We start from the raw sequence: 9,358 nt of genomic DNA on the forward strand, positions 1-9,358 counted from the left end.
TCAGAGTCCTTTCGAGGTCTGGAATCGGATGGTGTGCGGGGGCTTATGCGCCCCCGCCAGTTGGGCTTCGAGGTCCGCCACATACCGTTCCAGCGCGGCGCGGTTCGCGGGGCGATACTCCACCCGCTCGCCGTTCTGGTCGGTAACAGCGACGGCTTGCGTCCCCGTCAGAAGCTGGTGAAGCGCCTCTTGCGCCTCTTCCAGCCGTTCAGAGGTCGTCAACACGGCCACGGTCAGCTTCCTTCGTGGAGATACGCGCCGCGCCAGTCGAGCCAGCCCGCGCCGAAGTCTAGGAAGGCCCGGAATTTCATGCCCAGGGTGTCCCAGGCTTCCGTCCGCTGAATCTGGACGCCCTGGGCGGACGACAGATAGGCGTATTGCATGGCCGCCAGCCGCGCCGGATCGGCGAAGATGTAGACCGCATCCCCTTCCAGGCGGGGTTCCACCAGAAGCGTCATCTTCGAAGCGGCCACGTTCACTTCGTCCGATTTCGTCGGGTAGGTTTCCGCCAGGATTTGTTCGGCCAGGGTCTCGATTTCCGGCCCGACGATCATGAAGCGCGGGGCCGCGCCGACGATGGTCTTGCCGTCCATGCCCTTGACCGTCCGCATGGCTTGCCGCGCGTCCGTGAACACGTCCACGCCCGCCGAACCGATGGCCCCGGCGGAACCGCCGCCAGCATTGCCCAGGTTGCCACGGGTGGCGTCGAAGACCGGAGTCCCGTCGCTGAGGTTCGGATTGCCGGTCAGCAGCGTGACCAGGATGTCCGCTTCGGTCTGGGCCGCCGCTTCGCCCAGGGCCGCCGTCATGTCGCCCAGAAGGCCCAGATCGTCGTCGATCATCAGCTTCCGGGAAACCGTGACGCCCCGCGCGAAGGTCTTCAGGCGCATGGTCTCGCCGCTTTCGGCGCGGCTGGTGTGGGTGATCTCACCGGACTCGGCGAGTTCTTCCAGGCGGCCCATTTCGCCCAGGCGGATGGACGTGGAGTCCTTGAAGTTGGGAAGCGTGCGCTGGCGGCAAAGCGTCTTGAGCGGGGACTCGGCAGCCTTGTAGGTATCCAGCGCCACCTTGCCCATGGCATTGCTCACGGTCAGGGCGAAGTCGCTGGTGGTGTGCTCACCGGCCCGCGTGAACACTTCGTCCGCCGACATGCCGCGCGTGGACACGCCCGCACGGGTCAGGGAGTCGACGGCCATGTCCCGAAGGCTGAGGTTCAGGAAGGGACGCACGTCTTCGGCAGGTTCCCCGCCGCCGCCCATGCGGAAGGCCAGCGCGTCGGACTGGCGGCGGATGACCGTTGCCGGGTCATCGTTCGCCGGGGCATGGGACCGGATAATCGGGGCCGCGCGGCGGCGTTCCTGCATCGCGTCGAAGATTTCCGCCTTGGCGCGGGTCATGTCCGCGCCCGCGTCGATCAGATCGTCCGCCACCTGGGCGTCCAGGCCAGCGGTGCGGACCAGGGCGCGGATGTCGCGGCGGCGGGTCTGTTCCGCCACATCCGGCGAAACGGTTTCGGTGATGTCATCGGGCATGGGGGACTCCTCTTGTTGCCGCAGACGGGCGGACGGGTCCGCCGGGTTGGAGGTCAAAGTGACTTCGGTGATTTGCCAGCGGGTCGGGTTCTTCACCCGCCCCGCTTGGGTTTGTTTCTCGGTCCATCCCGCAACGCGGTAGCCAATGCTGACTCCGCTCACGGTCCCGTCCGCGATCCGCTGCACCACGGGGGCAGCATCTTCGGCGGCGGTGAGTTCCAGAACGGCGGTCACAGACCCACCTTCCAGAGCGATGGACCGAACCCGCCCCAGGGCGTCACGCACCGATGCGGTTCGGTGACTGTCCAGAACGGGCAAGCCTTCGGCGGTGGACAGGTCCAGCGTGTCCGCCGTCAGGACTTCCAGGTAAGGCCCCCGCGCGTCTCGGCGGCGCACGGGAGTCGGGGACGCGATGACCGCCGAAACGGTTCGCGTGTCGGGGTCGAAAGAATTCGGGCGGGTCTGAGCCCCCCGTGTCAGGGTGTCAGTCGTCATTGCGGGACTCCGGTTTGTCGGGGGACCCGAAGGTCAGACCAAGGTCGCTTTCCCGGGCGCGGTCGGCGGCGATCTCTTCGTCCAGATCGTCGGCGTTCCAGCCCATTTCATTGATGGCCTTCGTTCGGCTGGTCAGCCCCAGGGCCAGCGCCTCTTTGACGGCGGCAAGGTCTTTCTGAGGGTCCACCTGCATCGGGCGGGGCATGATCCATTCCGCCGCCAGTTCGGGGGTCAGGTCGAGACGCCCAGACAAGACTTCAGAGACGATCCAACGCCGCCAGACAGGCCGCAGGAATTGCGGGACAAGGGTCCCGTATTGCGTTTGCTCCACCCGCGCCCGGAAGGGCAAAAGCCCCGCCCGAAGGGACGAATAGTTGGCGTTCGTCAGGTCCCCCGACAAAAGGTGTTCGGGCAGCCCCAGGGCGGCGGCGAGCGCCTGAAGGTTCATCCGCAGGAAGGCGGGCGAGTCCTTGGCCGCGTCAGGGGCAGAGAATTTCACGTCGATCCCGGCGGGCAGGACCTTCAGCGTCCCAGGTTCCAGACCCGTGTCGAGAATGCCGCCCGTCTGGTCCCCGTCGAAGGGCAGCCCACCCGTGGCGTTCAGATCGGTCAGGAAGCCCGCGAACATGGCGCTGGTCTTCGCCCCCACCAGAAGCGCGTCCATAAGCTGGTCCAGTTCGGAAGCGGACAGGACCGCCGGGGCCAGCCAGGACAAGCCGCGAACCTGCCCCGCGCCCAGGGGACGCATGACATGCAGCACGTCCGCCGCGTCGAAGCGGATCGACGGCGCGTAATCGGTGAAGGTGGAATGCGGACGGTGGGGCAAGAGCCAATAGGCCACACGGCGGCCCTGGGCGTCGAATTCCACGCCGCTGACGATCATCCGCCCACCACCAAGTTCCGCCGTCTTGGCTTCGTCCAGTTGTTCGGGCGCGACGGTTTGAAGCCTCAACCCGTCCCCGTCGTCGTGAATGATGACCAGGGCTTCGCCGTCCACGATCAGGTGACGGGCGATGTCCCGTTGCAGCCCCCAGAAGTCCGTCCGCCCCGCCGCGTCGGCGTCGTCCGCCCAGGTCTCGAAAGCACGGCTTGCGGCGCGGCGGGTGTCCGCGTCTTCAGCGCGGGGCGTCGGACGGATACCAGCCCCCACTAGAGCGGCGGACCAGTTGTCCACGCCATTGGAGAGGAAGGGATTGTTGGCGGCGAGATAACGAGCGCGGGACCGCGTGAGCGTCGCTCCCGCCGCCACTTCGGGATTGATCGGCCCGAAGGTGCCGAAGCCGCCGCTCCGACGCCCGCCAGCGGCGGCGTCGATCATGCGACGCGCCGGGGTTTCGGTCGTCCGAAACAGTTTCGGGAGTCGGGGAAGGCGGAAGGCCATGGTCAGTTCATCCCTTCGCGGTCGCCCAGGATGATCGGAAGAATCCGGTCCAGCGACAGAACGGTTTCCGCGTGGGGGATGACGGGTTTGGGGCCGCCGAAGAGGTTCGGCATGAAGCCGTTCTGGACGTTCCAGAGCTTCGCCCCGACACGCTTCTTGCCCGCGTCGTCCAGCGTCACGGCGACATGCAGGGACCAGCCGGTCACGCCCCGCCGATAGTCGAGAATGGCCCAAGCGGCAGGGCTGGGGCCGAAAGCCCGGAAATAGGCATTCACGTTCTCGCCTTTCGGGACACCGTTCGGAAAGTGGTCTTCCACGGCGAAGGACTTCATGGCGAGGGACACCGCCCGCCCGATGCCGTCAGGGCCGTCCACTTCGATGCTGGCGAAGGCCAGGGTGTGAAGGCATTTGGCGATCAGAACGGAGTCGATCTCATAGAGGTAGGGTGCGCGCTTGTCGGCGGCGTCGATCCCGACGGGGCGCAGGAAGTCCCGCGCCGCACATTTCTTGACGAAGGGTTCGAGCGTTTCACGGGCAAGTCCAGGTTCGAGACAGCGCGCCACCACATCCTTGCGGGACAAATGCGACGGCTGGCGGTCAAGCGGCGGGAGATAGTGGATGGTCGGGAATTCTTGATCGGTCACGGTAGGTCCTCCGGCTATATACCGGACCTTCATACACCGATTCGGGGCGCTTGGGAATTGAACAGGCAGTTTAACAACTGGTAGTTCAATGGTTTAGACTGCCAGTTGACACCTTTAAACCTATTGTCGGATTGTGCGAATCCGACTATACAGGTGACACGGCGCGTTTGGTCGCGCGTCGTCTCTCCGATGAAGGGGAGTCGGGGGCGGTTTGCGAGTGCCGCCCCCGACGCATTAGGAATGCAGAACAGAAGCGACATTCAGAGGGCGAAAGCCCGCGTTTACTACAAGGCCCGCCGTCGCGGGCTGTTCTTCCGGTCCTGCCCCAATCCCGAAAATGGGGTGCCCAGATACCGCGTCGTCACTGAAGACGGCGGCCTAGTATGGTGGGCAGATCACATCGGAGACGCGGAAGCCTATCTGGACAAGGCCCCGCCCAGGGGGTGGGTGGACTAGAAAATGGGCCGCAGGGGACCCGGCTTCCCGTGGTTCTTCAGGTCTTCAGCCTTGTGGATCACAATTTTTCCACCGGCACCGGGAATCTGGCAATGGACTCCCTTTTCGTCGATCTTCACCACAACAAGCGCCCGCCGTTCATCGGCAAAGGTCACTTGATCCCCGACTTCAATTTGCTTCGCCATGGTCATTCCTTTTCCGAAGTAAAGCCGATGCGGGAACGCCCCTGGGCTTCGTCCAATTCAATGGAAAAGGCTTCGCGGGCGTCTTGGAAGATCGCTTCGCAAATTTCGGTCATGGCGCTTTCCGCATCTTCCCCGAGATGGAATTGCCGTTCCCGGTTCCCGACAGTGAGGCGGACGCCCCCGCCAGAAGGGTGAAACCCCAAGACGGTTCGAACCCAGGTTGCGCCCCTGTCCGACTGGTTTCCGATTTCGGTGCAAACACCCATGCGGATTGGTTCGAGGTAGATCGTGCCCCGCCCATGGCTATCGAAGGCCGCGCCACGGTAAAACGCGCGTGGGTCAAAATCGCCTTCCGGCGGGACCGCATTTGCTGCCGTCTTTGGTCCGCCCAAATAGGCGACATAGGCTTCCACGATTTTCGGCCCAATGGCCTTCACCTTCTTGTAGAAAACCCATGTTTCTTCGCCGTATTTCTTAGTCAGCGCCTGAAGCTCTTCATATCTGGTCTCTGCCATTTCCTGCCCTTTTCTCAAATCAGTTACCGATTCATCCAAGCCGACTTTACCACGGGGGGCGTTCTTGTGGGGGCGGCCTTTGTCGAGACTTCCGCTTCCCGGCGTCCTAGGTCAACACCCACCAGCGGGCGCACGGCGAGCGCGTAGACCATGCAGTCGAGGGATTCCGCCCGCCGTCCCGTGATCCGTTCCCAGACCCGCACGGGCGCGCCCCGCTTGTAGCGGACCAGACGGCGTTCGCTGGCGAGTTCTTCGAAGAAACGATCCTCCAGAGTGTCGCTGAAGCGCACCGTCCGCCCGCGCGACAGGTGGGAAGCCAGCGTGGCCTTCAGCCCGTCCACGCCCAGGATGAAGAGGCGAGACCCGCGCGTCTCGCTGGCCTTGATCGACGGACGCGCCCCAGGTGCCCCCTTGATGGCGACGATCCGGCGGGCGAAGCGCGGACGGCAGAAGGACATAACCGGGTCCATGGTCTCGCCGTCCCCGGCGTCGATTGCCACCGCGTCCAAGCGCAACGTGCCGCCGCCGGGGTGCGGCCACTGGCCCCGAAGGTAGTCGTCCAGTTCCGCCCAGGTGTGATCTTCATGGGGGCTGCCCCAGATGACGTGTTGCGCCAGGACGAAGTAATCGGTCTTCCCGTGTCCCAGGATCACGATTTCCAGACGATCCCGCTGCACGTCCACGCCAGCCGTCAGGACCAGCACGTCCGGGGGCAGCGCGTCCAGGCCGAACCGTTCTCGCCGCGATGCCAGGGCGGCTTCGTCGATCTCTTCCGCCGCCTCTCGCCAGCCTTCGGCCAAGATCGTGTTCACGAAGGTCTGAAGCTGGTCCGGGTGCGCCTTGGCCACGATGAATTCCGCCGCCAGCTTGCCCCAGGAAGCGTTCGCCAGTGTGGACACCAGCGCATTCAGCCGGAAGCCCGCGTGGCCTTCGATCTCGGGGCGCATGGCCCGCCATGCCCCCGCTTCCACCATGCCCGCCTTGTGCTTTTCGTCGATCAGGGACTCGCAATGGGGGCAGCGGAAGGCCGCCGTCTGGGGCTGGTCGGGCAGCCATTCGATATGCCGCCACTGGATTTCGGTCATGGCCCCACAATCCGGGCACGGGACTTCGAAGACCCTCTGGTCGGATTGAGCGTAGGACCGCAGCACGTTCGAGGTGTCCAGCAGAGTCGGGGTGCTGCCCAGGATGATCTTGCGATTTGCGAAGCTGAGGGTCCGCCGTTCGGCCAAGGTGATCGGGCTGCCTTCGGCGGACGGTTCCATGGCGTCGGCTTCGTCGATCAGCAGAATTCGGACGTTGTGGCGGCGCAGGTTCCGGGGGCTCTTGGCCGCGACGATCTTCAGGGACCCGCCGGGGAAGCGGCGGGACAGAAGCGTGGAGCGCCCAGACTCGTCGGCGTCGCCAGAAATGAGTCCGCGCAAAGCCGGGGTCGCGTCGAAGATCGGCTCCAGATCGGAGACGACATAATCGCGGGCGTCGGCTTCCGTCGGCAGAAGGGCGAGGATCGGAGACGGCTCATTGGCGACGTAGGACGCCAGCGCCCCGGTAAGCAACGTCGTGAACCCGACGCGGACGGGCTTCACCAGCGTCACACGCTCCACCAGCGGGTCGCTGATGGCCTGGGCAATGCCGCGCTGATAGGGCCAGAGGGTGACGCGCCCAGGGAGTGCAGAGACGCCTTCAGGAAGCCGCATGTGGGCTTCCATCCAATCCCCCAGGGACAGGCGCGGCGGCGGCTTCAGAGCGGCCAGAGCACGGACGCGGGTGGCGGTCAGGATGTCATTCGTCATGGCTTGCCTCTTCGAGCGCGTCGCGGACTTCGCGGTCGATCATCTGCACGTCATGGGCAGTCAGATGCCCAAGCCGTTGTTGAACGCGGGCGGGAATGGCGAGCATGGCGGCGCGCACGTCCCGAAGGACCGATGCCCAGGCGGATTCGACTTCGGCCACGGGGACCAGCGCCGCGCGGGTCTTGGCATTTGCCAGTTCGATCTTCTCGGCATTGGCGCGGGCCAGCCGCAGCTTTTCCGCGTTCAGGTCCGGGTCCGTGGATTGCCGCCCCCGCTGCCCCGCCCGCAAGTGCTCCACATAGGCGCGGATGGTGGGTTGCAGCTCGAAGCGTCCGTCCGTCCGGGGAATGACGCCTTCGCGGGCCAGCGCATGAATCCGCGCTGTGGACAGGTTCAGCCATTCCGACAGTTCGGCGGCGGTCACGGTCTCGCCAGCGGGGGTTTCAGGACCGCCGCCCAAGACGGCTTCGATGTCGGCGTCATAGGCGTTCATGCGCTTGCCTCATTTCTAGAAATTCCAGAGTTTCCAGAGCGGGCCAGAACGCCCAAGGTGGATTCCCGATTCCAGAAAATCTGGAAAGCGTGAAAAGCCGGGGCTCCGCGCCCCCCGCGACGCGCCAGAACCTGGAAGGACCCGCGCCGCATGTCCCCGGTCTCTGGGATTTCCAGAGTTTCCAGAGTTTCTAGAGCGGCATTCGTCAGCGGATCATGGTGAGCCGTGCCAAGGGAGTGTGAACCCTGTGAACCCTGAGAACCGTTTTTCCCTATGTTACCTCCTGGGCCTCTCTCCCCCCGTGCCCTGTCCCCCTCTCCGCTCTCTAGCAGTCTTTTCGTCTTACTAGGGTTCACACGGTTCACAGGGGAAATAGGGTATAGAAAACAAGGGGGTTGCATGTGACCCCTACGGGTCACGCCACGGTTCACGCAGGGTTCACGCTCCCCGGTTTCGCGGCTCCCCGCTGGTCCAGAGATTTCCAGAGTTTCTAGAAACCGCTGAAACGAAACGCCAATGCGGCACAAGGGGGCATGGCCGCCCCGGCTACGGTTCACACTGTTCATTGCGAAGGTTCCTTCCAGTCGGGGCTTCGCCACACCATTCCGGTGCGGGTGCGGTGCTTTCGCCAGCCCAGATCACGCATGACAATCGCAGCGCGCTTCTGAATCGCCATGCTCTGTTGTCCAGGGCCTATCATCAGAGCGCCTTCCAGCATGTCCGAAAGTCGGACTTCCGTCTTCGGTTCGCCCGCTTCGTCGAAGTCGTCGTCCGTCAGTTCCAGCCACGCCGCGACCTTCTCCGCCCAGCTATCGGACTCGCGGGCCGCCTCTTGCATCGGGCGGGCGTGTTCCGCTTCGAAGTCGGCGTCCAGGTGCCAGGGTTCACCGGCCCGATAGGCGGCCACGGCTTCGGCGAAGAGTTGATCCCGCTCCGAAGCCAGGGCGTCGATGTCGATCAGCTTCCCGACCGTGACGGGCCAGAAGCGCCGTCCGCCCGTCGCGTCCCGAAGAAACTGGTCTTCATTGGTGGTGCCGACGAAGACGCATTGCCGGGGGAAGGACTTGTCGTGTCTGGCATAGGGCAGCCGCACACGATCCACCGCGCCCGACAGGAACGCCTTCAGGTCTTCGGCTTCGCTCTTCCGCGACGGGGCCAGTTCCGCCAGTTCCACCAGCCATTTCCCTTGCAGGTGGCGAATGGCGTCCGTCTTGTCCCCGGAAATGCTGGGCAGCGTGTCGCTGAAGTATTCAGTCCCCGCCAGCACCCGGCAAAGCGTGGACTTCCCGACACCCTGGGGACCGGACAGGACAAGCGTGTGGTCCACCTTGCAGCCGGGGACCATGACCCGCGCCACCATCTGCAACAGGAATTTGCGCCCGACCGCGCGGACGTAGGGGGAGTCGTCTGCCCCGACATGGCGGACCAACCAAGTGTCCAGCCGCGCCGTGCCGTCCCAGGTGAGCCCGTCCAGGTGGTCCCGGATCGGGTGCCAGGACCGCTTCCGCGCGACGACATGCGCCGCGTCCGCCACGATCTCTTTGCCCACGGTATCCAGGCCGCGCCGCTCCAGGGCCATGCGGGCCAGAGAGACAGCCGCGTCATCCAGCGGCCCGTCGCGCCATTCGTCCCGACCCGACATGAGATTGTGAGCGAGTCCCGGAAGGATGAAGTCCAGGTTGCGCCCCAGCCAAAGCGTCGTGTTGGTCAGGTTGATGACGGGTTTGTCCCCCTTCATCTGAGCTACTCCCGATCCCTTGGACAGTTTCCGGGATGATTTAAGCTACTCTCTGCGCCTGCTGGTCGGTTTCGATCTGGTTGAAGTAGACCACGGCGGGCGGCTTTCCGCCATGGGCGGCGTGGG

The 9,358-nt window shown here is 64.7% G+C and carries 9 protein-coding genes; all 9 read right to left on the minus strand.

Features of this window, described 5'->3' with window-relative positions; all coding sequences use genetic code 11:
- Positions 1-231 (minus strand): gpW family head-tail joining protein, encoded by a 231-nt coding sequence (gene gpW, locus EOW65_RS20035; RefSeq protein ID WP_164880146.1) that lies wholly within the window; start codon positions 229-231, stop codon positions 1-3.
- Positions 232-233: 2 nt separating this feature from the next.
- Complete coding sequence (locus EOW65_RS17315; RefSeq protein WP_128151586.1) at positions 234-2,027, minus strand: prohead protease/major capsid protein fusion protein; 1,794 nt, start codon at positions 2,025-2,027, stop codon at positions 234-236.
- Positions 2,017-3,345 (minus strand): phage portal protein, encoded by a 1,329-nt coding sequence (locus tag EOW65_RS17320; protein WP_240664768.1) that lies wholly within the window; start codon positions 3,343-3,345, stop codon positions 2,017-2,019. Before EOW65_RS17320 ends, EOW65_RS17315 begins: the two co-directional genes overlap by 11 nt.
- Positions 3,346-3,410: 65 nt before the next feature.
- Positions 3,411-4,052 (minus strand): hypothetical protein, encoded by a 642-nt coding sequence (locus EOW65_RS17325; RefSeq protein WP_128151590.1) that lies wholly within the window; start codon positions 4,050-4,052, stop codon positions 3,411-3,413.
- Positions 4,053-4,504: 452 nt separating this feature from the next.
- Complete coding sequence (locus EOW65_RS17330) at positions 4,505-4,699, minus strand: hypothetical protein (protein WP_128151592.1); 195 nt, start codon at positions 4,697-4,699, stop codon at positions 4,505-4,507.
- Positions 4,696-5,208, minus strand: coding sequence for a hypothetical protein (locus tag EOW65_RS17335; protein ID WP_164880147.1), 513 nt, complete (start codon positions 5,206-5,208; stop codon positions 4,696-4,698). Before EOW65_RS17335 ends, EOW65_RS17330 begins: the two co-directional genes overlap by 4 nt.
- 23 nt (positions 5,209-5,231) lie before the next feature.
- Positions 5,232-7,001, minus strand: a complete 1,770-nt coding sequence (locus tag EOW65_RS17340) for a phage terminase large subunit family protein (RefSeq protein WP_128151596.1) — start codon at positions 6,999-7,001, stop codon at positions 5,232-5,234.
- On the minus strand, positions 6,991-7,494 hold the full coding sequence (locus EOW65_RS17345; protein WP_128151598.1) for a terminase small subunit: 504 nt from the start codon (positions 7,492-7,494) through the stop codon (positions 6,991-6,993). Before EOW65_RS17345 ends, EOW65_RS17340 begins: the two co-directional genes overlap by 11 nt.
- A 562-nt stretch (positions 7,495-8,056) precedes the next feature.
- Complete coding sequence (locus EOW65_RS17350) at positions 8,057-9,232, minus strand: virulence-associated E family protein (RefSeq protein WP_128151600.1); 1,176 nt, start codon at positions 9,230-9,232, stop codon at positions 8,057-8,059.
- Between the last annotated feature and the right edge of the window lie 126 nt (positions 9,233-9,358).

It is taken from the genome of Paenirhodobacter ferrireducens (genome assembly GCF_004022265.1).
Classification (GTDB): Bacteria; Pseudomonadota; Alphaproteobacteria; order Rhodobacterales; family Rhodobacteraceae; genus Rhodobacter; species Rhodobacter ferrireducens.

Coding starts and splice junctions, on each gene's coding strand:
- EOW65_RS17340 (WP_128151596.1), bottom strand. CDS start 7,001: ATGACGAATGACATCCTGACCGCCACCCGCGTCCGTGCTCTGGCCGCT.
- EOW65_RS17345 (WP_128151598.1), bottom strand. CDS start 7,494: ATGAACGCCTATGACGCCGACATCGAAGCCGTCTTGGGCGGCGGTCCT.
- EOW65_RS17320 (WP_240664768.1), bottom strand. CDS start 3,345: ATGATCGACGCCGCCGCTGGCGGGCGTCGGAGCGGCGGCTTCGGCACC.
- EOW65_RS17350 (WP_128151600.1), bottom strand. CDS start 9,232: ATGAAGGGGGACAAACCCGTCATCAACCTGACCAACACGACGCTTTGG.
- EOW65_RS17330 (WP_128151592.1), bottom strand. CDS start 4,699: ATGACCATGGCGAAGCAAATTGAAGTCGGGGATCAAGTGACCTTTGCC.
- EOW65_RS17315 (WP_128151586.1), bottom strand. CDS start 2,027: ATGACGACTGACACCCTGACACGGGGGGCTCAGACCCGCCCGAATTCT.
- EOW65_RS17335 (WP_164880147.1), bottom strand. CDS start 5,208: ATGGCAGAGACCAGATATGAAGAGCTTCAGGCGCTGACTAAGAAATAC.